Below are 26,603 nucleotides of genomic sequence, written 5' to 3'. Positions count from 1 at the left end.
CAGGAGAGCTGACATGCAGACGCACTTTACCGATGCCGACCGCCAGAAACCGCATATTCAGGAAGCTGAGCGCATTCTGCGTACCTGTGTGCACTGCGGCTTTTGTAACGCCACCTGTCCCACTTATCAACTGCTGGGCGATGAGCGTGACGGGCCACGCGGGCGCATCTACTTAATGAAAGAGCTGCTGGAGAGCCGCGATGACGATGACCAAGTCACCGAAGAGACTCGCCTGCACTTAGACCGCTGCTTGAGCTGCCGCAACTGTGAAACCACCTGCCCTTCCGGCGTGGAGTATCACAAGCTATTAGATATTGGCCGCGCGGAAATCGACCGCCGTGTGCCACGCCCAGCGGCAGAGCGCGCTCAGCGCTATGCGCTGCGCAAAATGCTGGTCGACCCGAAACGCTTTAAAGCACTCCTGACCCTGGGGCAAACCTTCAAGCCTCTAGTGCCCGGCAAACTGCGTAGCAAAATGCCGCCCGCACCGGTCGATGCAGGCCAGCGACCCGACAGCCAGCGCCATGCCCGCAAAGTATTAATCCTGGAAGGCTGCGTGCAGCCGGGCCTGTCACCCAACACCAACGCAGCCACGGCTCGCCTGCTCGACCGCTTAGGCATCAGCGTCACGCCAATCAGTGAAGCCGGTTGCTGTGGTGCCATCGACTTCCACCTCAATGCCCAAGAAGCGGGCCGCGAGCGGATGCGTGCCAATATTGATGCCTGGTGGCCGCAAATTGAGCAGGGTGTGGAAGCTATTGTACAAACGGCCAGCGGCTGCGGCGCGTTCGTCAAAGAGTATGCTGATATGCTCAAGGACGACTCCGCCTACGCTGAAAAAGCCAAAAAAGTTAGCGCACTGGCGAAGGATATCGTCGAAATACTGCGCGACGAGCCGCTGGAAGCACTTCAGTTCAAAGAGCATCAGCGCTTAGCGTTCCACTGCCCCTGCACGCTACAGCACGCTCAGAAACTCAACGGCGCAGTGGAAGGCGTGCTTAGCAAACTCGGTTTTGCGCTAACGCCCGTGAAAGATGGCCACCTGTGCTGCGGCTCAGCAGGCACCTACTCGGTGACACAGCCAGAGCTCGCTACCCAGCTGCGCGATAACAAGCTGAATGCGCTGGAAGCAGGCAACCCTGAGGTGATTGTGACCGCCAACATCGGCTGTCAAACGCATCTGGCCAGTGCCAACCGCACACCGGTACGCCACTGGGTAGAAGTCGTGGACGCTGCCCTGGTATAACCCTTAACACTCGCTGCGCTTTTCACAACGTATTAACGGTTGGGCGCAGCGCTTTCATCCCTATGATAAAAAGGATCCTTTGATGCAAACTAAAGCTGTTTTAAGCCAAGCCGACGTTATCCAAGTACTCGACGCCGCACAGAAAGAAGCTGACAACAACGGCTGGCCGGTCACCATTGCCGTCACCGACGATGGCGGCCACTTGTTGGCACTGCGCCGTTTAGACGGTGCTGCTCCGTTCAGCGCTGATGTTGCTACCCAAAAAGCGCGTAGCGCGGCCCTGGGTCGTAAAGAGACCCAAGTGTTTGAAGAGATGATTAACGGTGGCCGTACGGCGTTTGTCTCTGCACCGCTACAGGGTCTGCTGTCTGGCGGTGTGCCGATCATCGTAGATGGCCAAGTCATTGGCGCTGTCGGCATCTCTGGCGTTAAGCCAGATCAAGATGTGCAAATTGCCAAAGCAGGCGTCAGCGCGATCGCCTAACGCTTCCATAGTCAGTAACAGCAGTAAGTAACAGCAGCGTGCAGCTCATTGACTGCACGCTGCTTATTAGCGTGTTATGTACGCGCAATAAAAAAGCCCGAATCTATGATTCGGGCTTTTTTGGAATTTTTTCGGCTTTATCAATATGACTGCCGATGGGTGCTTAATGGCGGACCGGACGAGACTCGAACTCGCGACCTCCGGCGTGACAGGCCGGCATTCTAACCGACTGAACTACCGGTCCACTGTAAGACACACTAACCATTTAAATAACATATTAAAGCGGTTCAGAGGCGCTAAAACATTCACTTAAATGGTGGGTGGTACTGGGTTCGAACCAGTGACCCCCAGCTTGTAAGGCTGGTGCTCTCCCAACTGAGCTAACCACCCGGGGTATTGAAAGCTTACCGCTTATCAATAGAACTACTTATCGAGTTATCGTGGCGGACCGGACGAGACTCGAACTCGCGACCTCCGGCGTGACAGGCCGGCATTCTAACCGACTGAACTACCGGTCCGAATAGCGATAACTTATTATGCAAGTAATTATGATGATGGCGGACCGGACGAGACTCGAACTCGCGACCTCCGGCGTGACAGGCCGGCATTCTAACCGACTGAACTACCGGTCCGAATAGCGATAACTTATTATGCAAGTAATTATGATGATGGCGGACCGGACGAGACTCGAACTCGCGACCTCCGGCGTGACAGGCCGGCATTCTAACCAACTGAACTACCGGTCCGAATAGCGATAACTTATTATGCAAGTAATTATGATGATGGCGGACCGGACGAGACTCGAACTCGCGACCTCCGGCGTGACAGGCCGGCATTCTAACCAACTGAACTACCGGTCCGCATATACATCATTTACTGCATCACGTTTCCAGGGCACCAAATAAATGGTGGGTGGTACTGGGTTCGAACCAGTGACCCCCAGCTTGTAAGGCTGGTGCTCTCCCAACTGAGCTAACCACCCGCTGGTCACGTGGCGCTGCATTCTACAGAAGCTTGGTGGATTGTCAATACTTTGCGTTTAAACTTTTGATTTAAACCCGTGTACACAACGTTCCTGCAGCAACCGCTTGGTGAGCGCGGACGAAGGATGCCGCAACTATGGCCGCTTCGTCAATCAAAACCTGCTGATTTATTCCAGACGCCCGCCGAGGTTTAAAATCATGATCGCCATCCGTCAGCCATTGGAGACGTATAGAGGATGGCAAGCCGTAGCTTAACACCTCTGCTCGGGTACCGAAGGGGTCGCGCTCGCCCTGGAGGATAAGGGTCGGGTCAACAATCGCTGACAGGTGCTCCGTGCGCAGTGACTCAGGCTTTTTAGGCGGATGAAAGGGATAGCCTGCTGCCACCACACCTCCACAGCGGCGCTCACTGGCAAACAGTGACGCAACGCGACCTCCCATGGATTTCCCCCCAACCCACAGTGGGCTCTTGTCCAGCGGAGCAATGAGATCGTACCAATTGGCAAAATGCGCGACGGTTTTCTTCACCGGCGGCGGGGGCCGACGTTTGCCCTGCTCATTCATTTGCTGCATATAGGGGAAGTCAATCGCCCAGACCTGAAGCCCTTGGCTGGACAACGTCGCGGCAAATTGCCGCATAAAATCAGATAGGTGCCCTGCACCCGCGCCATGGGCCAGTACGATTCGCCCTATCTTAGGGATGCCTGAAACACTGACAGGCCCGTAGCCATCGACGATAAACCGCTGAATAGCTGGGCTAGTTGCCTGTTCAACCAGCGCCTTTGGCGTCATGCACCTAAACGTGTGATTGGCGTAGTACGACACTCATGACTCCTAATAATTCAGCGTTACATCCATTGGCGTGTTCAGCTTAGGGCGCGGCTGCGATAGAATCTAGGCCGGATCTTGACCTGCATCATCAAGCGGGTGGCCGCACCCGTGCAAAATGCGATGGCAACGTGCGATTGCAAAATGCCATGGGTTACCCCCTAACCGCGTTCGATGGGAACATGAAATGAGCACAGCATTGGAACACCCGACCTACAATTACAAGGTAGTTCGGCAGTTCGCGATTATGACCGTTGTGTGGGGCATCGTAGGTATGACGCTTGGCGTTATCCTTGCCTCCCAGCTGGTCTGGCCGCAACTGAACCTCGGCCTACCTTGGACTAGCTTCGGGCGTCTTCGTCCGTTACATACTAACGCCGTTATCTTCGCCTTCGGTGGCTCAGCGCTTTTTGCGACGTCTTATTATGTCGTTCAGCGTACCTGTCAGACACGCCTGTTCTCTGACAAGCTCGCAGCGTTCACCTTTTGGGGGTGGCAAGCGGTTATCCTGTCTGCGGTGGTGTCACTGCCGTTGGGCTACACCACCACGAAAGAGTACGCAGAGCTTGAGTGGCCGATCAACATACTGCTGGCGGTAGTGTGGATCAGCTATGCGATCGTGTTCTTGATGACGGTTAAGAAGCGCACCACGTCGCACATCTATGTAGCGAACTGGTTCTTTGCTGCGTTTATTCTGACCGTTGGCGTTCTGCACATCGTTAATAATGCTGCCATCCCCGTCACTCCCATGTACTCCACCTCCATTTACGCAGGTGCTGTCGATGCGATGGTGCAATGGTGGTATGGCCACAACGCGGTTGGCTTCTTCCTGACAGCGGGCTTCCTGGGCATGATGTACTACTTCGTGCCAAAGCAGGCCGAGCGCCCGATCTACTCCTATCGTTTATCGATCGTCCACTTCTGGGCGCTGATCATGATCTACATGTGGGCGGGTCCACACCACCTGCACTACACAGCGCTGCCCAACTGGGCCCAGTCGCTGGGCATGATTATGTCGATCATTCTGTTGGCTCCCTCCTGGGGCGGTATGATCAACGGTATGATGACGCTGTCAGGCGCTTGGCATAAGCTGCGCACCGATCCGACCCTGCGCTTCCTGGTGGTTGCCCTGTCGTTCTACGGCATGTCGACCTTCGAAGGCCCGATGATGGCCATCAAAACCGTTAACGCACTATCGCACTACACCGACTGGACAATTGGTCACGTTCACTCTGGTGCACTTGGCTGGGTCGCGATGATTACCATCGGATCTATGTATCACCTGATTCCACGGGTGTTTGGCCGCACCGAAATGTACTCTGTAAGCCTGATTGCCGTGCATTTCTGGCTGGCGACCATCGGCACCGTGCTGTATATCGCCGCTATGTGGGTGAACGGCATTATGCAGGGCCTCATGTGGCGCGCCATTAATGCTGACGGCACGCTGATGTACACCTTTGTCGAGTCGGTCGAAGCAAGTGGGCCCGGTTACTTTGTTCGCCTAGTCGGCGGCCTCTTCTGGGTAACGGGCATGCTGCTTATGGCATTCAACGTGTACATGACCGTGAAGCGCCGCGAAGCCATCGGCCTCACCACGCCGCAAGCCGCTTAAACCGGGGAAGTTAAGACCAATGAAACACGAGATTGTTGAAAAGAACGTTGGCCTACTCGCCGTGTTGATCCTCGTTGCGATCAGCTTCGCTGGTTTGGCCGAAGTCGTTCCGCTGTTCTTCCAGAAGCAGACCAACGAGCCGGTAGAGGGGCTGCGCCCTCTTACCGCGCTTGAGCTGGAAGGCCGCGACATCTATCGCCGCGAGGGCTGCGTAGGCTGCCACTCGCAGATGGTGCGCCCCTTCCGTGCAGAAACCGAGCGTTACGGTCACTACAATGTCGCGGGTGAGCAGGTGTATGAGCACAACTTCCTGTGGGGCTCCAAGCGTACAGGTCCTGACCTAGCGCGTGTTGGCGGTCGTTATAGTGATGATTGGCACCGTGCCCACATGTACAACCCACGTGATGTCGTGCCTGAATCCATCATGCCCGCTTACCCCTGGCTATTTGAGCGGACCCTTGATGGTGAAGCGACTCCGCGTAAAATGCGGACGCTTCGTCAACTAGGCGTGCCCTATACCGATGACGATATCGCCACTGCCACGGCAGAGGTACGTGGCCAGCAAGAAATTACTGCGCTGGTTGCTTATCTCCAACAGCTAGGAACCGTGCTCGAGGGCACACGTTAAGTTATGGATACGGGAACTTTCCGAGGCCTTATCACGTTCTTTCTGATTATCGCTTTCATAGGCATCTTTTTATGGGCCTACTCTAAGCGAAGAAAGCCTGATTTTGACGAAGCGGCTAACCTGCCCTTCGCTGATGATGATAAGCAGCCGACCCGTGATAAGCATGCTTCGACCACACACGAAGCGGATTCCCGCCACGACAGGGGAGATAAAAATAGATGAATAATTTATGGGGTGACTCCCTATCCAGCTTTTGGAGCGCCTGGATTATTGTCATCACACTGGGCACGATCGCGCTGAGCGTTTGGATTTTATTAGCCAACCGCCGGACCGACAAAATCCCTGATGCTGATGGCAATGTCGAAACAACTGGCCACGCGGCTGATGGCATTGAAGAGTACGACAACCCACTGCCTCAGTGGTGGTTCAAGCTCTTTATCCTAACCGTGGTATTTGCACTCGGCTACCTAGTGCTTTACCCAGGTTTGGGCAATTACGCAGGCGTTCTAGGCTGGTCCCAGGAGAGCCAGTGGGAAAAGGAAGTGGCTGATGCTGAAGAGCGGTTTACACCGATTTTTGCTCAGTATCAGGAAGTGCCCATTCCCGACCTAGCGCGAGATGCCGACGCCATGCAGGTAGCTGAGCGCATTTACCTAAATAACTGTGCCGTATGTCATGGCTCGAACGCGCAGGGTGGCTACGGCTTCCCCAATTTGACCGATGACGATTGGCTCTATGGTGGCGAACCCGAGAACATTCTGACCACGCTGAATAACGGCCGTAACGGTTTAATGCCGTCTTGGCAGCAGCTGGGTGAGAACAACATCGAGAACCTGACCCAGTACGTGCTCTCTCTCTCTGGTGAAGAGCATGACGCTGAGCGCGCCGCCAGCGGTGAAAGCACCTTCTTGGCAGCGTGTGCCGCGTGTCACGCCCCAAGTGGTACAGGTAATATCGCCCTTGGCGCTCCCAACCTGACCGATGATGTGTGGCTCTACTTAGCACCAGGCCAAAGCGTTGGCGACTCTATCCGCCAGACGCTGCGTAACGGTCGTAACGGCCATATGCCTGCCCAGGCAGCCTACATCGGTGAAGAGCGTGTTCACTTGGTGGCAGCCTACGTTTACAGCCTGCGTTTCAACGACTAACCCCGTTGATGGGCGTATAACGCCAAGTAGATCGAAGGGGTGCGGTTACATACCGCACCCTTTCTACATCTAACGTCCGCTCAGCTATCAGCCTATCCGTTACACTATTGTTTAGCGATTTGTGTTTAGCGACTTGGCATCCAGCGTCGAGTTCTAGCGTTACGATAGCTACGCTGCCGTCCACTCATGCCTATTGAGCTGCGATCACCGCCATGGAAAAAATACCTAGCCACGATATAACGCCGCCAGCCGTTGGGCACCATACCCCTGGTGAAACAACGACCCAAGAGATGTATGCCAAACGGCGACATATCTATGTGCGGGAGATTAAGGGGCTGTTTCAAAAGGTACGGCGCAGCGCCAACTGGGCACTGATGATGGGGTTCTTTCTCCTCCCTTGGCTTAACTGGGGTGACCGCCCTGCTGTGTGGTTTGACCTGCCAGGCCGAGAGTTCCACATCTTTGCCGCCACGTTTTATCCCCAGGAATTTATCTTGCTGTCGTGGCTGCTGATTATTTGCGCGTTTGGATTATTTTTAATCACTGTGTTTGCTGGACGGGTCTGGTGCGGTTACACCTGTCCTCAAAGCGTTTGGACGTTTCTGTTCATCTGGCTTGAGCACCGCATCGAGGGGTCGCGCAACCAGCGCATCAAGCTGGATAATCAGCCAATGAATGCCAGCAAAGCTTGGCGTAAGGGCGCAAAACATACTGCTTGGCTGCTTATCGCTTTGGCCACGGGCATAACGTTTGTGGGTTACTTTACGCCGATTCGTGACCTAGTGATGGAGCTTCCCACCTTGGAAGCTCATGGCTGGTCCTATTTTTGGGTGGGCTTCTTTTTAGTATTCACCTACCTCAACGCAGGCTGGCTGCGTGAACAGGTGTGTATTTATATGTGCCCCTATGCGCGCTTTCAGTCGGTGATGTTTGATCGCGATACGCTGATCGTCTCTTACGACGAAGCGCGCGGCGAGCCGCGTGGCCACCGCAAGAAATCGCTCAGCCACACCCAAGCTCGGGAGGCCGGTTTGGGTGACTGCATCGACTGCGAGCTCTGTGTGCAGGTATGCCCCACCGGTATCGATATTCGCGACGGCCTGCAATACGAGTGCATCACCTGCGCCGCCTGTATTGATGCCTGCGACAGCGTCATGGACAAAATGGGTTACCCCAAAGGGCTGATTCGCTACACCACGGAAAACGCGCTGGAAGGTAAAAAGAGCCATATTCTTCGTCCGCGCCTAATCGGGTATCTCGTTGCCCTGGTGGTGATGATGGCTACCTTCGCCTGGGCGGTCAATGACCGCACTCCGCTGAGCTTTGACGCTGAACGCGAACGCACACAGCTGTATCAAATGACCCGCGACGGGCAGATTAGCAACGTCTACAGCCTGACTATCCGCAACCTGGATAACCAGGACCATACCTACGATATTAGCGCAGCAGGCTTGCCTAACCTCCAATTGGATAATACCTCGCTGCGCGTGCCCGCCGGAGAGTCTCGCATCCAAGTGATTACGGTGCTGGCTGACCCCGCATCGTTAAGCGAGCCTAGCCATGCCATCACTTTTACGCTGCAGTCGCAGCAAGATGAGACTATTCGCTCAGAGCGTGAAGCACGCTTCTTAGGCGACGTTAGGAGATAATGATTCATGTCCGATACTCCCATCCAGCCCTGGTATAAACAGTTTTGGCCTTGGTTTCTGCTTGGCCTGCTGTTTTCCTCGATTATTGTCAGCACCACGTTCGCAGTGCTATCGATCAAAACTGCTGATGGCATGGTGGTACAAGAGGATTACTACGAACATGGCAAGGCCATTAACATGGTGCTGGCAAAGCAAGAGCGCGCCCAGGAGCTAGAGCTGTCCGCAGAGCTGCGTATCGACCCGGTGACGAGCGATATCGTCCTTGATCTTGCCGGCAATGACCGCCCTGAGACACTCTACCTGACCCTTATTTTCCCTACCCAGGATGACCGCGACCAAGAGTTTGTCCTGCAACATGTGCGCGAAGGCCGCTACATCACCCAAGGCCCTGATAACCTGCGTTACCGCTGGTATATCCAGCTACAGCCACAGCAGACCGAAGCTGATTGGCGGCTGATTGGCGAAGCCCGCTTCCCCAATGAAGAGAGTGTTGCCCTCCTACCCGGAGGACGTACAGAGAGCGAATGAGCACAACCACGCTAAGCCGCCACGACTTAAGCTGCTACCACTGTGGCAGTCCGGTGCCTGATGGGGCACCGTGGCGTATTGTCATAGATGACACACCACACTCCCTCTGCTGCCCCGGTTGCGAGGCCGTGGCCCATGCGATTGTGGATGGCGGTTTAGAGAGCTATTACCGCTACCGTACCGAACTGCCCGAGCGCCCCGACGAGCATCAGGCTGCGAAAGCAGATACCTGGTCGGTGTTTGACGACCCCGGCCTACAGGCTCAGTTTGTTCACCCTGAGGGCGATGAAGGTCACGTTAGAGCCACCCTCGCCGTTGAGGGCATTACCTGTGCCGCCTGCGCCTGGCTGATTGAGCACCGCCTGAATGCGCTGGAAGGCGTGGCTTCAAGTGCGGTCAACCTGACCCATCACCGCTTGCGCATCTCCTGGGATCCCAGCGCCGTCAAGCTCTCGCAGCTGTTTGCTGAGCTTGCCGCCATTGGTTACGATGCGCAGCCCTACGAACCTGACCAAGCCCAGATTCGTCTTCAGCATGAAGAGCGTATGAACGTACGCCGTCTGATTGTCGCAGCAGTCGGTATGATGCAGGTGATGATGTTCTCCATCCCGATTTACGTATCGGGCCCTGGGGAGCTCAGCGAGGACTTCTTTGCGCTGTTTCACTGGCTATCGTTCGCGCTGGCAACGCCGGTGGTGTTCTTTTCAGCATTGCCTTTTTTCCGCAATGCCCTACGCGACTTAAAAGTGGGCGTGCTCGGCATGGACGTGCCCGTTTCCATTGCCATTGGCGGCGCCTATCTCGCCAGCAGCTATGCGGTGCTATTTAACGTGGGCGAGGTCTATTTTGACTCCGTCGCCATGTTCACCTTTTTCCTGCTGTTTGGCCGTTACGTGGAAGGCCGCGCCCGCCGCCGCAGTGGCCATAGTGGCAATGCGCTCAGTGGCGTCCTGCCGGTGTCAGCTACCCGTCTCGAAGCCGACGGTAGTGAACGTATTCTTCCCGCCAGCGAACTGGCCCCTGGCGACCGCGTACTGATCAAACCCGGCCACGGCGTTCCCGCCGACGGCATCATTGAAGACGGCGAGTCTAGTCTTGACGAGTCGATGCTGACGGGTGAGTACTTACCCGTCACCCGCCGAGTGGGTGAACAGGTTGTAGGCGGAAGCCAGAATATGGAAAACCCACTCACGGTACGGGTTACCCATGCAGGCAACAATGCGCGCGTGGCGGGCATTGTGGATTTGACTGACCGCGCCTTTGCCAGCCGCCCACGGTTGGCCCAAATGGCCGCGCGTATGGCGCACCTGTTCGTGCTTCGTTTGCTGTTGGTCACTACCTGCGTCACCATAGCGTGGTGGTTTATCGACCCTTCCCGCATGCTCTGGGTGCTGCTTTCTGTGCTGGTGGTGACCTGCCCCTGCGCCCTGGCACTCGCCACCCCTACGGCTCTCACGGCGGGGCATGGCCAGCTGCGCCAGCGCGGCGTCCTGATTACCCGCGCCGATGCTATCGAGTCACTCTCTAACGTCACGCGGGTCATCTTTGATAAGACCGGCACCTTGACCCGCGGCGAGATGCAGCTCACTCAAACTTGCCCGTTAACGGAGCAAAGCAGCGAGCAACTGCGCGCCATTGCGGCCGCGCTAGAAGCTCACTCTGAGCACCCCATTGCCCGCGCGTTTCGCCCGTTCCGCGACGCAACGCTTCAAGCGCGTCACGTAAAAAGCGTGACAGGAAGTGGCCTAGAAGGCGTACTGAACGGAGCAACGTGGCGCTTGGGCAAGCCCGATTTCGCGACGACTGAACCACTCACGCCGCCCAGTCGCGGGCAGTGGCTACTGCTAAGCGAAGACGACACCCCGCGTGCTTGGTTTAAGCTCCACGACGGTATTCGCGACGATGCTGCCCAAACCATTGCCGCCCTGCAAGCCAAGGGGTTAGAGGTAGAGCTGCTTTCTGGCGACACTCAAGAGGCCGTAGAGAGCTTGGCGGAACAGCTCAACATCACCACTTGGCATGCAGGACAATCGCCGGAGGGTAAGCTTGAGCGGCTTCGTGAACTGCAGGCACAGGGCGAGTGTGTCGTGATGATTGGCGATGGCATCAACGATGTGCCGGTACTCGCAGGTGCTGACGTGGCTATCGCCATGAATGGGGCCACCGACCTGGCACGCACACGGGCAGATGCCGTATTACTTAGCCCACGTTTAATGCGCATTTTTGAAGCCATAGAAATTGCCGGTGTCACTCGGCGTATTATGCGCCAGAACATGATTTGGTCAGTGTGCTATAACTTTTCAGCGCTCCCGCTGGCAGCAATGGGCCTCGTACCCCCTTGGCTGGCAGCGATTGGTATGTCACTCAGCTCCCTTGTTGTGGTAGGTAATGCGCTACGTCTAACGCGCTGGCGAACGCCTCCCGCTCCTCAGGTAGCGCCTGCCACACCGGTGACCGCATGACGATTCTATATCTGCTGATCCCTCTGTCACTCATCCTGCTGGGACTGGCGGTGTGGGCTTTTTTCTGGGCGGTGAAGAATGATCAGTTCGATGATCTAGAGGGCCCAGCCCACCGTATTCTGTTTGACGACGATGAGAATGACCTCTCTGAGGAGCAGCGTGCCGAGCGTAAAAAACCCGCCAAGCCATCCCGCCAACGCGAACCGCCGCCATGAACCCCACCGGACTTGAACTGCCGCCGCTCATGGCGGCGTTTGTCTTTGGCCTGATGGGCGGAGCTCACTGCATTGGCATGTGCGGCGGTATTATGAGCGCCCTGACTTTCGCGGTGCCCCCCAGCATGCGACACCCCGCCCGTATGGGTGGATTATTGCTCAGCTACAACATCGGCCGCATTCTGAGCTACATGGCGGCAGGCGCATTGGTGGGCGCGCTGGGTACGTTGGTATCGCTCTCACCCCAGGCACGTATCGCGCTGCAGGTAGTGGCGGCGGTCATGCTGATTCTAATGGCGCTATACATCGCCAATTGGTGGAAAGGCCTGTTAAAAGTCGAAGCCGTAGGACGCCGGTTATGGCGCTACATTGAGCCTATTGGCAGGCGTTTGATGCCCGTCGTTCATTTACCTCAGGCGTTTGCCTTAGGGGCGCTATGGGGCTGGCTGCCCTGTGGACTGGTGTACTCCATGCTCGCCTGGAGCCTGGCCATTGCCGACCCGCTCCAGGGGGCGCTTCTGATGGGCGCTTTCGGCTTAGGCACGCTGCCCGCCTTGCTGGCCACTGGCCTTGCTGCGCGACAGCTTAGCCAGCTCATACGCCACCCCGCCACTCGCAGCATGGCTGCGCTGATGATTATCAGTTTTGCCCTATGGCAGCTTTGGACGCTGGCCCCCCATACCGGGCATTAGGCACACCCGTATTGGCGCAACCGCCGCTTGATAACGGTCGCCGTTAAACCGCCTTCGCTTGATATAGCTCAACGCTTTGTCTTGCTTGCTGGCATAGCATGAGCGCTCACGTTTATCCGTTTGTACCGTTACGTCGGAGCGCTGTCTATGCCCGTTCACGCCACTGCTGCTCTCGCTCACCCTACTTCCGTAGCGGCTGAGGCCACTGCCTGGGATGACGCGTTGCTGCGCCGCTACGACACCAGCGGCCCTCGTTATACCTCGTACCCCACGGCGCTATCGTTCCACGACCAATTTACCGCAGGCGATATGACCCAGGCGCTGGAGCGCAGCAACGCCAGCCAAAAGCCGCTCTCGCTCTATGTGCACGTGCCGTTTTGTCGCAAAATTTGCTTTTACTGCGCGTGTAATAAAATCGCCACCAAAAATACCCGTCTCGCAGAGCCTTACTTATCGCGGCTAGACCGAGAAATGGTGCTCACCTCACGCCATCTGGACACCCAGCGGCCGGTGCAGCAGCTACATTGGGGCGGGGGGACTCCCACGTTTCTGACCCTAGCCCAGATGAGCGATTTAATCGACCGCTTAGACGCACGCTTTGGCCTCTCCAGCGCAGCGGATCGCGATTACGCTATCGAAATCGACCCACGCGAAGCGGATGTTTTAACCCTGCGCCATTTACAGTCACTGGGGTTTAACCGCTTAAGTCTTGGCGTGCAGGATCTTAACCCACGGGTGCAGGCAGCGATTAATCGAGTGCAGCCACGGGTACTCACAGAAACGTTGATGGATGAGGCGCACCGCCTTGGCTTTCGCTCGCTCAATCTTGATTTAATTTACGGCCTACCGTTTCAAACCCAGCAGAGCTTTGCCGATACGCTCAATCAAGTCATTGAGCTTAACCCTGCCCGTTTGTCAGTGTTTAACTACGCCCATATGCCAACGCGCTTTGCGCCCCAACGGCGTATCAATGAAGCTGACCTGCCAAGCGCAGATGAAAAACTGGCGATTCTACGCACCACCATCGAGATGCTCACCCAGGCAGGCTATGTGCATATAGGAATGGATCACTTTGCGCGCCCCGATGACAGCCTGGCGCAAGCCCAGCGCAACGGCACGTTGCAACGTAACTTTCAGGGCTACTCCAGCCATGCCCAATGCGACTTGATTGGCCTGGGAGTGTCGGCAATTTCTAGGGTGGATGACGTTTACGCCCAAAACCCTACCCAGCTAGCTCACTATGAAGCGGCTTTAGATGAAGGTAGGCTGGCAACCATAAAAGGGTTACGATTAAATAAGGATGACCTAATACGCAGAGAGGTCATTGAGCGCTTAATGTGCGACATGGCCATCGACCTTGATGCGGTCGGCAAGCGTTGGCACATCAACTCTGCTGACTACTTTGCAACCGCCCTTGAGCGGCTGACAAGCGCAGAGCGAGATGGCCTTCTTATGCGCCAAGATCTCTCTTTCAAGGCAACGCCTACCGGACGACTGCTGATTCGGCACTTGGCCATGGCCTTCGATCATCACCTGCAACGCCAGGACAGCCAGCGCTATTCGAAGATTGTATAAGCGCCTTGAGCCACAGGCCCCCTGTGCCTATGATGGCTAATAAGAAGGGAGAATTACATGTCATATCCTGCCAGCCAACGACGTTCACTGCTGCAAGAGGCACGCTGCCAAACCTGTAGCTTAAGCTCGCTGTGCCTACCGCTCGCCCTAGAGCTGGAGGATATGAACCAGTTTGACGCGATTATTCGTCGCCGCTCTCCGCTCAAAAAAGGGGAGCCGCTGTTTCGTCAAGGCGACGCCTTTACCAGCGTTTATGCGGTGCGCTCCGGTAGCTTGAAACAGGTAACCAGCGAAGGAAACGGCAACGACCAGCTCACCAACTTCTTTCTGCCCAGTGAGCTTGTGGGCCTGGATGGGATCGATGAAGAGCAATACCCCGGCACCGTCATAGCGTTGGAAACCACCACGGTGTGCGAAATTCCATTTGATCGCCTAGATACACTCTCAGAAGAGCTACCCGAACTGCGCGGGCAGCTTTATCGCAGCATGAGCAAAGAGCTACGTGACGACCGGCGGATGATGCGTCTGCTTTCCCGCAAAACCGCTGACCAGCGGCTGGCCAGCTTTTTGATTACCCTCTCCGACCGATTCCGACGTCGGGGCTACTCCCCGTACAGCTTCCGGCTCTCCATGTCTCGGGCAGACATGGGTAACTATCTTGGCCTAGCAGTCGAAACGGTCAGCCGTATTCTCAGCCGCTTTCAGCAGCAAGATGTGGTGGCCGTTTCGGGGCGTGAAGTCAATATTTTGGATATGCAGCGCCTCATCACCCTGGCAGAAGAAGAGGCGCAGACGATTACACGTTAAACGCCTGGATGCGGCCTTCCATCAACGCGGCCTGCTTGGCTTCTAAACCGGCAAAGTCGAATAGCTCACGGTCAGCAAGCTGTGAAGGGGCCACGTTGGTGACGGCTTTGAACATGCTTTCTAACCGGCCGGGATGTTTTTTATCCCACTCCGCCAGCATCTCTTTGACCACCTGACGCTGCATATTAGGCTGCGAGCCGCACAGATTGCAGGGGATGATCGGGAACTCCATCAGCCGCGAAAACTCCGCGATATCCGCCTCTTTGCAGTAAGCCAGCGGGCGAATGACAATGTTTTTACCATCATCCGAAAGCAGCTTCGGCGGCATCGCCTTTAAAGTGCCGCCAAAAAACATATTCAAGAACAGCGTCTCAAGAATATCTTCCCGGTGGTGGCCGAGCGCGATTTTGTTCGCCCCAATCTCTTCGGCAAAACCGTACAGCGAGCCACGCCGCAGGCGCGAGCAGAGCGCACAGGTGGTTTTACCTTCTGGGGTTTTCTCCTTCACCACCGAGTAGGTATCGCGCTCAAGAATGTGGTACTCCACGCCTTGCTTATCTAAATATCGGGGCAGCACATGCTCCGGGAAACCGGGCTGTTTCTGATCCATATTGACCGCCACCAGGGAAAAATTAACCGGGGCGTTGCGCTGCAGGTTGCGCAGAATTTCCAGCATCGTATAGCTATCTTTACCGCCAGAAAGACACACCATCACCCGGTCGCCTTCTTCGATCATGTTGTAATCGATGATGGCGTTTCCCACTTCGCGGCGCAGGCGTTTCTGCAACTTATTGAATTCACGCTTCTGCTTGGCATCCTGCAGGTCGTGCTGCTGGGAAAGGTGATCATCAGACACACTGTCTGACGATGCGGGATCAAAGTAGTCAGGTTGTAACATGGTCGTCGCACTGCCGATGGGTGAAGGAGCAGCGCATATTCTAACAACACTCCGAAGCTCTACCCAATACAAACCCTAGGCGGTTAACGCTATCTCGCGCTGCAGACGCAGGTACAGCAACGCACTGGCAGTGGCCTCACTCACCACGCTTGGCCAAATTAATGCAGGCAATTGCCAACGATTCAGTGCATCGCCAAGACGGCTGCTGGCTTCGACATGCGGATGCAGGCGCCGAAGCTGACGACCATGCAGCTTGGCGACATCCACCTGGGCATTGGGCAACCCGAACCCAAGCACGGTACGAAACAGTCCGTTAAGCGGTTCGATGGTGTGATCTAACTGCCACCCCACCAATGGCCGATTACCGACAAACTCAGCCAACTCACTTAAGCACTCAGCGTCAGGCGTGCGGGACGAAACAGTGTCATGCAACTGATGATGGCGGCGCAGCGTGGCAGGTGCCAGCGCCGGTGACGCGGTCAGTGTAGCTACCCACGTTCGGCTGGTATGAACACGCCGCGGGCTCAGCACGACCGCCGCCACGCTCATCACAGCAGGCTGCACAGTGCTTACCTGACACGCCAAGGCCACCGCCTCTTCGCCCATATAGGGCTGAAACAGCCAGGCATAGGGTGAATCAGCCCAGCGGCGACGATCACTCTCCCGCTGCAGCAGCGTGCGCAGCGAACCACTCAATAGCGTCATGTGTCGGTCTAACAAGGGCATTCCGCTCACGAGTACTCCAAATGGTAGCGATGGGAAAGACGCTGTTTAAAGTCTTTCACAATATGTAAGGCTTCACGCAGTAAGTCCCGCTCTAGCGAAGAGAGCTCTTGAACCACCACCCGATTAGTGCGCTTTTGGTTGATGCCATCCAGCTCAAGCAGCTGCTGACGTAGACGCAGTTCAGTGAACAGCGATAGCGCCTCGCCTAAGTCATCAGCGAAACGACGGTCAAGCCGCCCGTCGGTGGCTAAAGCGTCTAAGCGGTCTAGGGTGGAGGTAGCTTTAATGCGCCGTTCAAGGGCCATGGTGCGGACGCCATGCACAATCGGGAAAATCCCACCCTTTTTGATATCAATCCCGTGCTGGGGCTTTTTCAGCGAACCAAACAGCGTCAGCGGCGTTGAAAAACGCAGTGCCGCACGGGCAAAGTAAGAGAGCAGCAGCTCATCGTGGGAACAGCGTTCAAACAGCGCTTCGCGCACCTGTTCCAATAGCGACGGATTCCCCGCCACACCGTGGGAGTCGAGCAGAATGGCCAGCTTCATCAGGCTATCGCCATCACGGGCATTGACCCACTTGGCAATGTTACTTTTCCACTGAGACACCGTGCCTACCCACTCGGGGTTAGAGACCATGATATTGCCAGGGCAAGGTGGGTAGCCCAGCTGTATCAGAGTCTCGGTCAACGTTGCCATGTCGTCAGCTACCGTGGGCCACTGGCAGTCATCGGCCAAAATTAAGCCGTTATCCTGATCGGTTTTAAGAATCTGCTCGCCGCGCCCTTCGCTGCCCATCACCATCAGGCAGCTTTGGGTGTGGTACTGCTCAGGCACCGTAAAGCCCCACGCTTTGCTCATGATGCGGCCATTCAGGGCCGCCAAAAGATCCATGGCAAAACGTAGCTTCACACCCTGCGCCATCAGCGCATTTACTAGCTCCGGCGTGCGCTGGCTGGCAGCGGCCAACGCCTCCATGTTATTGGCCTGCTCAACTTGCAAACTGACGACATAGCTACGACTGGAGAAAAAGCTCAGTACGTCCATCAGCTCTACCACGCCTTGAACCTTGTCTCCTTCCATGACCACTACCCGCGCCACTTTATGGCGGGTCATTAAAATCAGCGCTTCAAACAGATACTGCTCAGGGGCCGCGGTCACCAGCGACATGTTAGCCAGTGCTTCCACTGCCGTTTCCTGCGTACAGTTTTCTAATACCAATCCATTGAGAAGATCGGTTTTAGTCACCATACCCAGCGCGCCCTGAGTGGCCACTAGCAAGCTATCGGCATGGCTATCATTAAGCTGACGAACGGCGTCGTGGATACTCTTTGAGGCGTCAATCAGAAGGGGTTCACGCATACATTCACGCACTTTGGCTAGCATAAAGCCCGCCATGGTGACGCCGCCGTCAGCGCGCTTTTCGGTCAGCAGGCGTGCTTTGTGGGAAAGCGACTGTTTAAAAAATTGCTCAAACGGCGGGTATTGGCGGCACAGCTGGATAAACAGCGCCTTGGGCATCACATAGCATAGGCACTCCTGTTCGGCCTGAAAGCGATAGCGGCTTTTGCCATTAAGAATGCTAATCGCCCCAAACAGGTCTCCGGAGGTGTAGTGCCCAATGCGTGCGCTGGCCGCCGGTAGCGTTGGGTCAAGCTCGGCGACCTCGCCTTTATGAATCAAAAAGACCGATTCACCCGCCTGCCCCATCTCCAGAATAATTTCATCGCGGTCAAAAAAAGCAAGATCCATCCCGCGACGAACGTGATCACGCCCCGCATCATCTAGCAGCGTAAACGGCAGTTGGGATAGATCCACGTCTACCATGGGCGACCTCGCTTAAGCACAATAAGTAAGAAACAGTGAATGGCTTGATAAATGTTCAACCCATCTTTCAACCCGCTTTCTATTCACCCCACTCTCAAACCGACTCTAACCGCACTATCTTTATACTTTATGCTATAGCGCTAACGTCTTAACGACGTTCGTTTAGCGACTAAAGTAGCGAATATTTAACCCAATTAAACCAATTAATCTTCTCTTATCAAGGTAGCAAACATTACTTTTAACCGAGCCATAGACCATTGTCCTATCACCCGGCGAACGGCGTTTAAAGACCGATGAAAATTCATTGAAAATAATGCTTTATATTCACACACACCATTTCCACCACGTTACTAAGAGCACCTGATACCAAAGTCTGGGATTTATTTTTTGTGATTATTGCCCAGTATTATCAAGGAGTCATACAGGGTAATCGCACAACACCTTGTCTAACGCACTTCAAGCCGCTGACGATAACTTGCTGATCACCCAATAACGATACAAGACGGCTTAACAACAAGAAGGTGACGTGCTTGGCAACGCTGCCTAACCGCTCCACACCAGCGCGGTTTTCAATGCGGGGTTGCCCTGATGGACCACACGCTATCTTGAGTTCACTTTCCAACCCTAAAAATCACAACTGGAGAGCAACACAATGGCAGACGATAAATCCAATGCTGCTGAATACTGGAAGGCTAACGTCCGATTGATTTTCGGATGCCTCGTTGTTTGGGCATTTGTCTCTTATGGATGCGCCATCCTCTTTCGTCCGCTGCTAGCGGGCATTCCCGTTGGCGGTACAGACCTTGGCTTCTGGTTTGCTCAGCAAGGCTCCATTCTTACCTTCATCGTGCTGATCTTCTTCTATGCCTGGAGAATGAACAAGCTCGACCAAAAATACGGCCTGGGGGAGTAAGCCAGTATGAGCCAGTTTGCAATTAACTTACTGTTTGTTGGCGCCTCGTTTGCGCTCTATATCGGGATTGCGATATGGGCGCGAGCGGGCTCCACCAAAGATTTCTACGTTGCCGGCGGCGGCGTACACCCCATCACCAACGGCATGGCGACAGCGGCCGACTGGATGTCAGCAGCGTCGTTCATCTCTATGGCGGGTCTACTGGCCTCTGGCGGTTATGCCAACTCCACCTTCCTCATGGGCTGGACCGGCGGCTACGTCATCCTGGCGATGCTGCTTGCCCCTTACCTGCGTAAGTTTGGCAAGTTCACCGTTCCAGATTTTATCGGCGACCGCTTCTACAGCAACACCGCGCGTTTAGTGGCGATTGTCTGCTTGATCATTGCCTCGGTGACTTACGTTATCGGCCAAATGACCGGTGCAGGCGTTGCGTTCTCCCGTTTCTTGGAAGTAAGCAACACGTGGGGCATCTGGATCGCTGCGTTTATCGTCTTCCTGTATGCCGTTTTTGGCGGCATGAAAGGCATTACCTACACGCAGGTTGCTCAGTACGTGGTACTGATTATCGCCTACACCATTCCGGCGGTGTTTATCGCCATGCAGCTCACCGGTAACCCGATTCCGATGTTCGGCATGTTCAGCACACATACAGAGTCCGGCATTCCGTTACTCACGAAGCTTGACGATGTGGTCAATGCACTTGGTTTCCAAGACTACACCGCAGACGTTGATAACAAGCTGAACATGGTGTTGTTCACTCTGTCGCTGATGGTCGGTACTGCCGGTCTGCCCCACGTTATTATCCGCTTCTTTACTGTACCGAAAGTAGCCGATGCACGTTGGTCAGCGGGCTGGGCACTTGTCTTCATCGCACTGCTGTATTTAACCGCTCCTGCGGTTGGCTCAATGGCACGTCTCAACCTGGCTACAACCGTCTATCCAGATATGGCTGGGCAGGTGGAAAACTATGAAGAAGCCGCTCTTAACCCCATCCTCTATGAAGATCGCCCTGACTGGTTCCGCACCTGGGAAGAGACTGGCCTGATTACCCATAACGACCTGAACAACGATGGTCGCATCCAGATGTACAACAATGCGGCTGATTTTTCTGATCGCGGCTGGGAAGGTAACGAGCTAGAAGTAAACAACGACATCCTGGTATTGGCGAACCCTGAAATTGCCAACCTACCAGGCTGGGTAGTGGGCTTAATTGCAGCGGGCGGTATCGCAGCGGCACTCTCTACGGCAGCGGGTCTGCTCTTGGCAATCTCGTCAGCGATCAGTCATGACTTGATCAAAACCATGATCAACCCGAAAATCTCCGAAAAAGGCGAAATGCTCGCGGCGCGTATCTCCATGGGCGGTGCGATCTTGCTGGCGACCTACTTAGGGCTTAACCCACCTGGATTTGCTGCACAAACCGTGGCACTTGCCTTCGGTATTGCCGGTGCCTCGCTGTTCCCTGCGCTGATGATGGGTATCTTCTCCAAGCGCATGAACAACAAAGGCGCAATAGCCGGTATGCTGGCGGGTCTGATCTGCACCCTGCTCTACATCTTCACCTACCTGGGCTGGTTCTTTGTTCCAGGCACCAACATGCTGGCCAACACGCCGGATAACTGGATGCTGGGCATTTCACCCCTCTCGTTTGGTGCTGTAGGCGCGGTGATTAACTTCGCAGTGGCCTTCCTTGTCTCTAACGCCACCGATGCACCGCCGCAAGAAATTCAGGACCTAGTGGAAAGCGTACGCTATCCGAAAGGTGCTGGTGCAGCGGTTGATCACTAAGTCATAATCGTTCCTCGCTATTGCGCCACTGGCCAGTAGCATCATGGGACCACTTACCATCGGGCTTCCTCAGGGGAGCCCGATGGCTTTTAAGAAGGAAACGTTATGATTTGGCACTTAGTGGCCGCTGTTTTTGCAGGCCTTGCGGCTGCCGGTATTGGCTTACTGCTTCGCACCTTGAGCCGTAAGCGGCTTCCTAAATGGATTGTTCCGGTGTTTGGTGGCCTGGGCATGCTGGGGTATCAGGTTCAGTTCGAGTACGACTGGTTCGAGCATAAACAGCTACAGCTACCGGAAACAGCCCAAGTGATTTCCAGCGATACCTCCAGCAATATGTGGCGCCCCTGGACGCTTTTTTTCCCGATCACGACCACCTTTAGCGTGGTGGACAGCGAGAACGTGCGGGCCCAAACCGTCGATGGCGACCTAGTGGCTGAGTTTATTCTTTATCAGTTTGAACGCCGCCATACGGACCTGATCACCACACAACCCTACATCCTCAACTGTTCAAGCCGGGAGCTTATTCCGCGAAACCCCGAGACCGGAGAAGCCGATCTAAACGAGTTACGCCCCCTGCGAGAGACTTCACCGCTGCTCACCACCGTTTGCCAACTGGCCAACGAACGGCAGACGTAGCGCCTCCCCTTCGCCTAGAATGGAGCCCTTTGCTAGGCGAAGTACTGTTTAAACGTGCTGTTTAGACGTGCTGTTTAGACGTACTGCTTAGAAGCGCTATCTAAAGGTACTGTTAAAAGTACGATTGGTGAGGAGACACTATGTTTCATGGCGGGCTGCTGGTCGCAGTGTCACTGCTCTACATCGCAGTGCTGTTTGGTATTGCCTGGTTTGGCGACCGGCGTGCACGCACTCACGGCGCTAGCCGCCGCCGCCCGATTATTTATAGCCTGGCGCTCGCCATCTACTGCACATCGTGGACGTTTTACGGCGCAGTAGGCCAAGCGGCCACCGCGGGCTGGTCGTTTGCCAGTATCTTCGTTGGGCCCATTCTAACGTTTTTACTGTTCTGGCCCGTGCTGGCAAAGATGATCCGCGTTGCCAAGCATCAAAACGTCACCTCTATTGCCGACTTTATCGCCTCCCGCTACGGTAAAACTCAATCTCTAGCCGCGTTTGCCAGCCTTGTGGCCCTGATTGGCACGCTGCCCTATATCGCCCTACAGCTAAAAGCGGTCTCCACCACCTTTAGTGTGTTGACCGATGCGCAAGACATGACCCACACCCCGCTGTTTGGCGATACGGCCTTTTATGTGGCGGTGGTGATGGCGATTTTTGCCATTCTGTTTGGCACCCGGCACACCGATGCCACCGAACACCACGAAGGGTTGATCCACGCAGTCGCCTTTGAGTCGCTGGTCAAGCTAGTGGCTTTTCTGGTGCTGGGCGCGTTTGTCACTTGGGGCATGTTTGACGGTTTAGGCGAGCTGATGGGCCACGCCGAGAGCCAGCTTGAGCTACAGCGCCAGCTCGCCAACCAAGACTTCGGCCAAAGCTTCTGGGCGCAAACGCTGCTCGCTATGCTGGCCATTCTATGCCTGCCGCGCCAGTTTCACGTGGCGGTGGTGGAAAACATCCATCCCGATGATGCCACCAAGGCACGCTGGCTGTTCCCGCTTTACTTGCTGGCGATTGCTTTCTTCGTGGTACCGCTGGCGGCGGCTGGCCTGCTGCTGTTTTCAGAAAGCGGCGTGGAGCCCGATACCTACGTGCTCGCGCTGTCGATGGCCTCGGGCCAGCAGTGGCTCACGCTGCTCACGTTCATCGGTGGCTTCTCTGCCGCCACCGGCATGGTGATTGTGGCGGCGGTCGCCGTTTCGATCATGATCTCGAACGAAATTGTGATTCCGGCGCTCTTCAGGCTGCGCTGGTTTGATACCAAAGCCCGCGACTATGGCCGCTTGGTGCTGCGCGCCCGTCGCCTCACCATCGTGGCCGTGCTGGCCATGGCCTATGGCTTTTATCAGCTGATTGGCGAATTCACCTCGCTGGCCTCCATCGGCATGCTCTCGTTTGCGGCGGCGGCCCAGTTTGCCCCGGCACTTATTGGCGGGCTTTACTGGAAACGTGGCAACCGCTTAGGCGTGATTGTGGGTATGAACGTGGGCTTTGCCATTTGGGCCTACAGCCTGCTCATGCCCGCCATGATTAACGCAGGCGTGCTGCCACAAGCATGGCTGGCCGGTGGCCCGCTGGGGCTTAACTGGCTCTCACCTACAGCGCTGTTTGGCCTGAACCTGGGCGATACGTTTACCCACGGGGTCATGCTGTCGCTGGGCATTAACCTGTTCTGCTATATCTTTGTCTCCCAGGTAACCTCCCAGCGAGTCGTGGAGCGCATTCAGGCATCGCTGTTTGTGGATAGCGTTGAGACCCGCCAGACCTCCGTGAATCGCCCTTGGACCGGTGCTACCACCGTGGGCGATTTGAAAGTGCTATGTGAGCGCTTCTTAGGCGCGGGCCAAGTCGATCGCGCCTTTGATGATTACGCACGCCGAGCAGGCAAGCCGCTGGATGACGGCACCCGTGCTTCCATCGACGTGATTCAGTTTACCGAGCGCTTTCTTGCTTCTGTCTTAGGGGCCTCTTCAGCACGCATCGTGGTGAACTCTGCTCTTCAAGGGCGAGGCATCGGCATTTCCGATGTCATCTCGATTGTGGATGAGGCGTCTCAGGTGCTGGAGTTCAACCGCGCCCTACTCCAGGCCACCATCGAAAACATCAATCAGGGCATTAGCGTGGTCGACCAGAACCTGCGCCTAGTGGTGTGGAATCAGCGCTATTTGGAGCTGTTCCGCTTCCCTGACCATATTATTCGCGTCGGCGCGCCGATGGACCGCATCTTCCGCTACAACGCCCACAACGGCGAGTACGGCCCTGGCGACCCGGAAGAGCACGTGCAGCTGCTGTTAGACAACATCCGTGATGGCCAGCCCCACCGCTACGTTCGCTATCGCCAGGATGGCAGCGTATTAGAAGTACAGGGCAACCCCATGCCCGGCGGCGGCTTTGTGTATACCTATCAGGATATTACCCAGCAAAAGCGTATTGAAGAGGCGCTGATTCGCTCGGAAAACAATATCCGTATCTACACCGATAATGTCCCCGCGCTGATTGCCTACTTCGATAAAGAGAGCCGCTATCTGTTCACCAACCGCGCCTACGAGCAGGCGTTCAGCATTGACCGCAACGCGGTGATCGGGCGGCGCTACGAAGACGTGCTGCCGGTTAAACAGGCCGAAGAGCGCGTACCCTGGGTACAGCGCACCCTGGCCGGTGAGCGAGTCAGTTTTGAAGTCTCCATGCGGGTGAACGACGCCATGCGCTATATGCTGGTGACCTACACCCCGCACTTTGGCGACAGCCAGTCGATTTTAGGTTTCTTCGCGCTGTATCAAGACATTACCGAGCGCCGTCAGGCGGAAATCGCCCTAAAAGAGACCAATGAAACGCTGGAAGAGCGGGTGCGCGAGCGTACTCAAGCGCTCTCGGAGGCCAACGCGGCCCTGCGCCAGGAGAACCGCGTGCGTGCTGAAGCGGAGCAAGCGTTGCGCCAGGCCAAGCAGCTGGCAGAAGACGCCAACGCCTCGAAAACCCGCTTTTTGGCCGCTGCCAGCCACGACCTCCTGCAGCCTTTAAATGCCGCGCGGCTGTTTACCTCGGCGCTGATGCAAAACGTCACCGCCAGCGACACCCAGCGCACCATTGGCCACATTGATAACTCGCTGCAAGCGGCCGAAGAGCTGCTGGGCACGCTGCTGGATATCTCTAAACTTGATGCCGGGGCGCTGACACCACGGCGCAGCCATTTCGCCTTAGCCGATATTTTCCGCCCGCTGCGCGCTGAGTTTGAGGTCATGGCCGATGATCGTGGTTTAGATCTTGACGTTGTGCCCACTCAGCAATGGGTGGATTCCGACCCGCAGATGCTGCGTCGTATCGTGCAAAACTTCCTCTCCAATGCCATTCGCTACACCCAAGAAGGCCGCGTGCTATTGGGCTGCCGTCGCCAGGGGGGAAGGCTGCTGATTGAGGTATGGGACAGCGGCCCGGGGATTCCTGAATCCAAGCTGACGGAAATCTTCCAGGAGTTCCGCCGTCTGGATCAGGTCTCCCGCCACAAGGAGAGCGAAAAGGGGCTGGGGCTAGGGCTCTCCATTGCCGACCGTATGAGCCGCGTGCTGGATCACCCCATCAAAGTGCGCTCCTGGGTCGGCGTGGGAACGGTGTTTTCTGTGAGCGTGCCCACGGTGCCCGCGCGGGAAATCACGATCACCGAGCAGGAGCCCAACAGCCGCCGCAGCGGTAACAAGCTGGCGGGCACACGGATCGTGTGTATTGATAACGAGACGCTGATCCTAGAGGGCATGACCGCCATGTTAAGCGGCTGGGGATGCGAGGTGTTTACCGCCACCAGCATCGGCGGTGCTAAATCAATTTTGCGCAATATGGACGGCGACCCGGACGCTATCCTGGCGGACTACCACCTAGATAACGAAGTCACGGGGTTAATGGCGCTTGAGGCCCTTAGCGAGCGTTTTGCAGGAGCCGTGCCAGGCATTGTGATTACCGCGGATCGCACAGAGGTGGTTGCTGAAGAGGTCAAACGGGCAGGCTACCAGCTGTTGTTAAAACCGGTGAAGCCTGCGGCGCTGCGCGCGCTACTGACCCGCACTCTCCAGGCCAGCCGCGCTAACCCTTAATCATTAGCGCTAAAACGGTATCCCTAAAACAGTAGCCCTAAAACAGCAGCGCCGCGCTTAGCAAAGACTAAGCGCGGCGCTGTGTACTGACCGTTAGCCGTTAAGACTCGACTTTCGGCGGCTCCACTTCCAGTTTCTGAGCGGCAATGACCGCCTGAGTACGGGAGTGCACACCTAGCTTACGTAAAATCGCGGTCACGTGAGCTTTAATAGTCGCTTCTGATACGCTGAGTTCGTAGGCGATTTGCTTGTTCAGCAGGCCTTCGGTCAGCATGTTCAGTACGCGAAACTGCTGGGGCGTCAGGGAGGCAATCGCCTCAGCAAAGCGCGACTCCTCTTCGCTGGTTTCTTCCAGCACATTGGCTAGCGCTTCTGGTAGCCACACTTCACCCTGCAAAATCTCGCCCACTGCTTCTGCAATCAGCTGCAGCGACGATGATTTAGGAATGAAGCCCGAGGCACCATAGTCGATAGCACGGCGCACGACGTAGGGCTCATCACTGCCGGACACCACTGCCACCGGAATATCCGGCATCTGCCCGCGCAGTTGAATAAGACCCGAAAAGCCGTGGGCTCCGGGCATATGAAGATCCAGCAGAATTAAATCCGCATCGGGGTGTCGATTAACGACCTCAGTGGTGGCTTCCATGGTGTCGGCTTCGACAATCTCAGCCTGGGGGGCCAACTGGCGCAACGCCTGGGTGAGCGCTGCACGAAACAGCGGATGGTCGTCAGCGACGATAAACTTATGGGCTACTGCCATGGATATTCCTCCGGTTCCTCGAGCAGCGGGGTTGCCTGCCGCCGCGACGCTAGGCTCATACGGTTGAAGCATGGTACCCCATGGGCTTCATCATGCCCAAGCATCACATGCACAATT

Annotated in this window: 22 protein-coding genes and 7 tRNA genes; 17 read left to right on the top strand and 12 right to left on the bottom strand. The window is 55.9% G+C overall.

Translation table 11 applies throughout. From position 1 onward, the window contains the following. Positions 1-13 precede the first annotated feature (13 nt). Together glcF and IEW65_RS08355 are read left to right on the top strand one after the other, a co-directional pair. Positions 14-1,246, top strand: a complete 1,233-nt coding sequence (gene glcF, locus IEW65_RS08360; RefSeq protein ID WP_188639025.1) for a glycolate oxidase subunit GlcF — start codon at positions 14-16, stop codon at positions 1,244-1,246. A gap of 82 nt (positions 1,247-1,328) precedes the next feature. Further along, positions 1,329-1,730 carry a GlcG/HbpS family heme-binding protein gene (locus IEW65_RS08355; RefSeq protein ID WP_188639024.1) on the top strand — a complete coding sequence of 134 codons (402 nt, stop codon included), beginning with the start codon at positions 1,329-1,331 and terminating at the stop codon, positions 1,728-1,730. Between the two features lie 167 nt (positions 1,731-1,897). Here the strand turns inward: IEW65_RS08355 and IEW65_RS08350 are convergent. From IEW65_RS08350 to IEW65_RS08315, 8 genes are all read right to left on the bottom strand, one after another. Beyond that, positions 1,898-1,974: transfer RNA gene (locus IEW65_RS08350), tRNA-Asp, on the bottom strand. 70 nt (positions 1,975-2,044) lie between these two features. Then, positions 2,045-2,120 (bottom strand) — tRNA-Val (locus IEW65_RS08345). Between the two features lie 51 nt (positions 2,121-2,171). Next, positions 2,172-2,248: transfer RNA gene (locus tag IEW65_RS08340), tRNA-Asp, on the bottom strand. A 37-nt stretch (positions 2,249-2,285) separates the two neighbouring features. Beyond that, positions 2,286-2,362, bottom strand: a tRNA-Asp gene (locus tag IEW65_RS08335). 37 nt (positions 2,363-2,399) lie between these two features. Next, positions 2,400-2,476 (bottom strand) — tRNA-Asp (locus IEW65_RS08330). Between the two features lie 37 nt (positions 2,477-2,513). Next, positions 2,514-2,590, bottom strand: a tRNA-Asp gene (locus IEW65_RS08325). A gap of 46 nt (positions 2,591-2,636) precedes the next feature. Then, positions 2,637-2,712 (bottom strand) — tRNA-Val (locus IEW65_RS08320). Positions 2,713-2,782: 70 nt separating this feature from the next. Next, the gene (locus IEW65_RS08315) at positions 2,783-3,538 is read right to left on the bottom strand and encodes an alpha/beta fold hydrolase (protein WP_229755508.1); all 756 of its coding nucleotides are present in this window, start codon (positions 3,536-3,538) and stop codon (positions 2,783-2,785) included. A 190-nt stretch (positions 3,539-3,728) separates the two neighbouring features. Between IEW65_RS08315 and ccoN the strand changes: the two genes are divergently transcribed. The 11 genes from ccoN (at position 3,729) to fnr (ending at position 14,857) form a co-directional block, all read left to right on the top strand. Continuing rightward, positions 3,729-5,153 (top strand): cytochrome-c oxidase, cbb3-type subunit I, encoded by a 1,425-nt coding sequence (gene ccoN, locus IEW65_RS08310; protein ID WP_188639023.1) that lies wholly within the window; start codon positions 3,729-3,731, stop codon positions 5,151-5,153. A 19-nt stretch (positions 5,154-5,172) separates the two neighbouring features. Then, positions 5,173-5,781 (top strand): cytochrome-c oxidase, cbb3-type subunit II, encoded by a 609-nt coding sequence (ccoO, locus tag IEW65_RS08305; RefSeq protein WP_188639022.1) that lies wholly within the window; start codon positions 5,173-5,175, stop codon positions 5,779-5,781. Positions 5,782-5,784: 3 nt separating this feature from the next. Then, positions 5,785-6,003, top strand: coding sequence for a cbb3-type cytochrome oxidase subunit 3 (locus tag IEW65_RS08300; RefSeq protein WP_188639021.1), 219 nt, complete (start codon positions 5,785-5,787; stop codon positions 6,001-6,003). Further along, complete coding sequence (gene ccoP, locus IEW65_RS08295; RefSeq protein WP_188639020.1) at positions 6,000-6,929, top strand: cytochrome-c oxidase, cbb3-type subunit III; 930 nt, start codon at positions 6,000-6,002, stop codon at positions 6,927-6,929. Before IEW65_RS08300 ends, ccoP begins: the two co-directional genes overlap by 4 nt. Positions 6,930-7,141: 212 nt before the next feature. Next, positions 7,142-8,578 carry a cytochrome c oxidase accessory protein CcoG gene (ccoG, locus tag IEW65_RS08290; RefSeq protein WP_188639019.1) on the top strand — a complete coding sequence of 479 codons (1,437 nt, stop codon included), beginning with the start codon at positions 7,142-7,144 and terminating at the stop codon, positions 8,576-8,578. A 6-nt stretch (positions 8,579-8,584) separates the two neighbouring features. Further along, positions 8,585-9,106: a FixH family protein gene (locus tag IEW65_RS08285; RefSeq protein WP_188639018.1), complete on the top strand. Its 522-nt coding sequence runs from the start codon at positions 8,585-8,587 to the stop codon at positions 9,104-9,106. After that, the gene (locus IEW65_RS08280; protein WP_188639017.1) at positions 9,103-11,568 is read left to right on the top strand and encodes a heavy metal translocating P-type ATPase; all 2,466 of its coding nucleotides are present in this window, start codon (positions 9,103-9,105) and stop codon (positions 11,566-11,568) included. Before IEW65_RS08285 ends, IEW65_RS08280 begins: the two co-directional genes overlap by 4 nt. Beyond that, positions 11,565-11,783: a cbb3-type cytochrome oxidase assembly protein CcoS gene (ccoS, locus tag IEW65_RS08275; RefSeq protein WP_188639016.1), complete on the top strand. Its 219-nt coding sequence runs from the start codon at positions 11,565-11,567 to the stop codon at positions 11,781-11,783. Before IEW65_RS08280 ends, ccoS begins: the two co-directional genes overlap by 4 nt. Further along, positions 11,780-12,475, top strand: coding sequence for a sulfite exporter TauE/SafE family protein (locus IEW65_RS08270; RefSeq protein WP_188639015.1), 696 nt, complete (start codon positions 11,780-11,782; stop codon positions 12,473-12,475). The genes ccoS and IEW65_RS08270 overlap by 4 nt, the downstream gene beginning before the upstream one ends. A 147-nt stretch (positions 12,476-12,622) precedes the next feature. Continuing rightward, positions 12,623-14,050: an oxygen-independent coproporphyrinogen III oxidase gene (hemN, locus tag IEW65_RS08265; protein WP_188639014.1), complete on the top strand. Its 1,428-nt coding sequence runs from the start codon at positions 12,623-12,625 to the stop codon at positions 14,048-14,050. A gap of 57 nt (positions 14,051-14,107) precedes the next feature. After that, a complete protein-coding gene (gene fnr / locus IEW65_RS08260; protein WP_188639013.1) occupies positions 14,108-14,857 on the top strand; it encodes a fumarate/nitrate reduction transcriptional regulator Fnr in 750 nt (249 codons plus the stop codon). Here fnr and ttcA read toward each other — a convergent pair. The 3 genes from ttcA to IEW65_RS08245 all read right to left on the bottom strand — a co-directional run bounded on the left by ttcA (position 14,847) and on the right by IEW65_RS08245 (position 18,304). Beyond that, complete coding sequence (ttcA, locus tag IEW65_RS08255) at positions 14,847-15,755, bottom strand: tRNA 2-thiocytidine(32) synthetase TtcA (RefSeq protein WP_188639012.1); 909 nt, start codon at positions 15,753-15,755, stop codon at positions 14,847-14,849. The genes fnr and ttcA overlap by 11 nt on opposite strands. A 75-nt stretch (positions 15,756-15,830) precedes the next feature. Beyond that, a complete protein-coding gene (locus IEW65_RS08250) occupies positions 15,831-16,481 on the bottom strand; it encodes a 3'-5' exonuclease family protein (RefSeq protein WP_188639445.1) in 651 nt (216 codons plus the stop codon). Between the two features lie 5 nt (positions 16,482-16,486). Then, the gene (locus tag IEW65_RS08245) at positions 16,487-18,304 is read right to left on the bottom strand and encodes a putative nucleotidyltransferase substrate binding domain-containing protein (RefSeq protein ID WP_188639011.1); all 1,818 of its coding nucleotides are present in this window, start codon (positions 18,302-18,304) and stop codon (positions 16,487-16,489) included. Positions 18,305-18,956: 652 nt separating this feature from the next. Here IEW65_RS08245 and IEW65_RS08240 point away from each other — a divergent pair. The 4 genes from IEW65_RS08240 to IEW65_RS08225 all read left to right on the top strand — a co-directional run bounded on the left by IEW65_RS08240 (position 18,957) and on the right by IEW65_RS08225 (position 25,723). Beyond that, the gene (locus tag IEW65_RS08240; protein ID WP_188639010.1) at positions 18,957-19,217 is read left to right on the top strand and encodes a DUF4212 domain-containing protein; all 261 of its coding nucleotides are present in this window, start codon (positions 18,957-18,959) and stop codon (positions 19,215-19,217) included. A gap of 6 nt (positions 19,218-19,223) precedes the next feature. Continuing rightward, positions 19,224-21,005 carry a sodium:solute symporter family protein gene (locus IEW65_RS08235; RefSeq protein ID WP_188639009.1) on the top strand — a complete coding sequence of 594 codons (1,782 nt, stop codon included), beginning with the start codon at positions 19,224-19,226 and terminating at the stop codon, positions 21,003-21,005. Between the two features lie 105 nt (positions 21,006-21,110). Then, entirely contained in the window at positions 21,111-21,641 is a 531-nt protein-coding gene (locus IEW65_RS08230) for a hypothetical protein (RefSeq protein ID WP_188639008.1), read from the top strand. A gap of 140 nt (positions 21,642-21,781) precedes the next feature. Further along, positions 21,782-25,723: a NahK/ErcS family hybrid sensor histidine kinase/response regulator gene (locus tag IEW65_RS08225; RefSeq protein WP_188639007.1), complete on the top strand. Its 3,942-nt coding sequence runs from the start codon at positions 21,782-21,784 to the stop codon at positions 25,721-25,723. 100 nt (positions 25,724-25,823) lie between these two features. Here IEW65_RS08225 and IEW65_RS08220 read toward each other — a convergent pair whose 3' ends face one another. Then, entirely contained in the window at positions 25,824-26,486 is a 663-nt protein-coding gene (locus IEW65_RS08220) for a response regulator (protein ID WP_188639006.1), read from the bottom strand. Positions 26,487-26,603: the final 117 nt, after the last annotated feature.

The sequence above is a fragment of the Vreelandella lutescens genome (genome assembly GCF_014640815.1).
GTDB classification, from domain to species: domain Bacteria; phylum Pseudomonadota; class Gammaproteobacteria; order Pseudomonadales; family Halomonadaceae; genus Vreelandella; species Vreelandella lutescens.
Note: the sequence above shows the minus strand (reverse complement) of the source record. Positions and strands in the feature narration are given on the sequence as shown.

Excerpts from the sequence above, each read along its gene's own strand:
- glcF (WP_188639025.1), top strand. The coding sequence starts at position 14 with ATGCAGACGCACTTTACCGATGCCGACCGCCAGAAACCGCATATTCAG.
- IEW65_RS08355 (WP_188639024.1), top strand. The coding sequence starts at position 1,329 with ATGCAAACTAAAGCTGTTTTAAGCCAAGCCGACGTTATCCAAGTACTC.
- ccoN (WP_188639023.1), top strand. The coding sequence starts at position 3,729 with ATGAGCACAGCATTGGAACACCCGACCTACAATTACAAGGTAGTTCGG.
- ccoO (WP_188639022.1), top strand. The coding sequence starts at position 5,173 with ATGAAACACGAGATTGTTGAAAAGAACGTTGGCCTACTCGCCGTGTTG.
- IEW65_RS08300 (WP_188639021.1), top strand. The coding sequence starts at position 5,785 with ATGGATACGGGAACTTTCCGAGGCCTTATCACGTTCTTTCTGATTATC.
- ccoP (WP_188639020.1), top strand. The coding sequence starts at position 6,000 with ATGAATAATTTATGGGGTGACTCCCTATCCAGCTTTTGGAGCGCCTGG.
- ccoG (WP_188639019.1), top strand. The coding sequence starts at position 7,142 with ATGGAAAAAATACCTAGCCACGATATAACGCCGCCAGCCGTTGGGCAC.
- IEW65_RS08285 (WP_188639018.1), top strand. The coding sequence starts at position 8,585 with ATGTCCGATACTCCCATCCAGCCCTGGTATAAACAGTTTTGGCCTTGG.
- IEW65_RS08280 (WP_188639017.1), top strand. The coding sequence starts at position 9,103 with ATGAGCACAACCACGCTAAGCCGCCACGACTTAAGCTGCTACCACTGT.
- ccoS (WP_188639016.1), top strand. The coding sequence starts at position 11,565 with ATGACGATTCTATATCTGCTGATCCCTCTGTCACTCATCCTGCTGGGA.
- IEW65_RS08270 (WP_188639015.1), top strand. The coding sequence starts at position 11,780 with ATGAACCCCACCGGACTTGAACTGCCGCCGCTCATGGCGGCGTTTGTC.
- hemN (WP_188639014.1), top strand. The coding sequence starts at position 12,623 with ATGCCCGTTCACGCCACTGCTGCTCTCGCTCACCCTACTTCCGTAGCG.
- fnr (WP_188639013.1), top strand. The coding sequence starts at position 14,108 with ATGTCATATCCTGCCAGCCAACGACGTTCACTGCTGCAAGAGGCACGC.
- ttcA (WP_188639012.1), bottom strand. The coding sequence starts at position 15,755 with ATGTTACAACCTGACTACTTTGATCCCGCATCGTCAGACAGTGTGTCT.
- IEW65_RS08250 (WP_188639445.1), bottom strand. The coding sequence starts at position 16,481 with ATGCCCTTGTTAGACCGACACATGACGCTATTGAGTGGTTCGCTGCGC.
- IEW65_RS08245 (WP_188639011.1), bottom strand. The coding sequence starts at position 18,304 with ATGGTAGACGTGGATCTATCCCAACTGCCGTTTACGCTGCTAGATGAT.
- IEW65_RS08240 (WP_188639010.1), top strand. The coding sequence starts at position 18,957 with ATGGCAGACGATAAATCCAATGCTGCTGAATACTGGAAGGCTAACGTC.
- IEW65_RS08235 (WP_188639009.1), top strand. The coding sequence starts at position 19,224 with ATGAGCCAGTTTGCAATTAACTTACTGTTTGTTGGCGCCTCGTTTGCG.
- IEW65_RS08230 (WP_188639008.1), top strand. The coding sequence starts at position 21,111 with ATGATTTGGCACTTAGTGGCCGCTGTTTTTGCAGGCCTTGCGGCTGCC.
- IEW65_RS08225 (WP_188639007.1), top strand. The coding sequence starts at position 21,782 with ATGTTTCATGGCGGGCTGCTGGTCGCAGTGTCACTGCTCTACATCGCA.
- IEW65_RS08220 (WP_188639006.1), bottom strand. The coding sequence starts at position 26,486 with ATGGCAGTAGCCCATAAGTTTATCGTCGCTGACGACCATCCGCTGTTT.